We start from the raw sequence: 1,508 nt of genomic DNA, 5'->3' as shown, positions 1-1,508 counted from the left end.
AGTACCAGCGTACGGCCCACAGAATGATGTCACGCTGAAAATGCCGGCCTTTGAATGGGTTCATGTGCAGCTCCATCAGCAAAAGGGGATGATAAGTTTATCACCACCGACTATTTGCAACAGTGCCGATAAAAATATATCATCATGAACAATAAAACTGTCTGCTTACATAAACAGTAATACAAGGGGTGTTATGAGCCATATTCAACGGGAAACGTCTTGCTCGAGGCCGCGATTAAATTCCAACCTGGATGCTGATTTATATGGGTATAGATGGGCTCGCGATAATGTCGGGCAATCAGGTGCGACAATCTATCGATTGTATGGGAAGCCCAATGCGCCAGAGTTGTTTCTGAAACATGGCAAAGGTAGCGTTGCCAATGATGTTACAGATGAGATGGTCAGACTAAACTGGCTGACGGCATTTATGCCTCTTCCGACCATCAAGCATTTTATCCGTACTCCTGATGATGCATGGTTACTCACCACTGCGATCCCCGGGAAAACAGCATTCCAGGTATTAGAAGAATATCCTGATTCAGGTGAAAATATTGTTGATGCGCTGGCAGTGTTCCTGCGCCGGTTGCATTCGATTCCTGTTTGTAATTGTCCTTTTAACAGCGATCGCGTATTTCGTCTCGCTCAGGCGCAATCACGAATGAATAACGGTTTGGTTGATGCTAGTGATTTTGATGACGAGCGTAATGGCTGGCCTGTTGAACAAGTCTGGAAAGAAATGCATAAGCTTTTGCCATTCTCACCGGATTCAGTCGTCACTCATGGTGATTTCTCACTTGATAACCTTATTTTTGACGAGGGGAAATTAATAGGTTGTATTGATGTTGGACGAGTCGGAATCGCAGACCGATACCAGGATCTTGCCATCCTATGGAACTGCCTCGGTGAGTTTTCTCCTTCATTACAGAAACGGCTTTTTCAAAAATATGGTATTGATAATCCTGATATGAATAAATTGCAGTTTCATTTGATGCTCGATGAGTTTTTCTGATAGTTAGTCTTTGTAGAGACACAAACCTGAAATTCCGGACACCGCGCTTCAGGACATCTCCCTGGACGCCGATATCTGGCAGTATCCGGACGGTACTATCGAACGCCGGGCCAACGGTACTACCCTGCCCTTTATGACTGACGACCGGCTATCTCACCCACGCACTTCTCCCTGAAATTTAGCATCGTCGCGGTTAATGTCGAAAATTTGCCACCTGACGTGGTTGGCATCGAGGGTGAAAACTGCCGTGGCGAGGGTGTTCTCCTCATCCGGATCGTCGGCAGCCAGCCGGTATTCACCGGCATCAATTTTCAGATTGATATCGTGCAGCACCTGGGTGGTGCCGAAATGTTTAGCGACCGCGCTAAATTCGGCACTGTTGCAAAGTTAGCGATGAGGCAGCCTTTTGTCTTATTCAAAGGCCTTACGTTTCAAAAACTCTGCTTACCAGGCGCATTTCGCCCAGGGGATCACCATAATAAAATGCTGAGGCCTGGCC

The 1,508-nt window shown here is 46.7% G+C and carries 1 protein-coding gene and 1 pseudogene; one reads left to right on the top strand and one right to left on the bottom strand.

The window, feature by feature from the left end; translation table 11 throughout:
- Positions 1-193 precede the first annotated feature (193 nt).
- Entirely contained in the window at positions 194-1,009 is an 816-nt protein-coding gene (locus tag FTT73_RS16055; protein WP_000018326.1) for an aminoglycoside O-phosphotransferase APH(3')-Ia, read from the top strand.
- A 424-nt stretch (positions 1,010-1,433) separates the two neighbouring features.
- Here FTT73_RS16055 and FTT73_RS16045 read toward each other — a convergent pair.
- A pseudogene (locus FTT73_RS16045) lies at positions 1,434-1,508 on the bottom strand (IS6 family transposase); the annotation flags it as partial.

The organism is Acinetobacter sp. YH01006, assembly GCF_013420445.1.
GTDB classification, from domain to species: Bacteria; Pseudomonadota; Gammaproteobacteria; order Pseudomonadales; family Moraxellaceae; genus Acinetobacter; species Acinetobacter pseudolwoffii.
This window is presented reverse-complemented; position numbering and strand designations above follow the sequence as displayed.

What these genes read in the sequence shown, in the direction of transcription:
- FTT73_RS16055 (WP_000018326.1), top strand. Translation starts at nt 194, where the DNA reads ATGAGCCATATTCAACGGGAAACGTCTTGCTCGAGGCCGCGATTAAAT.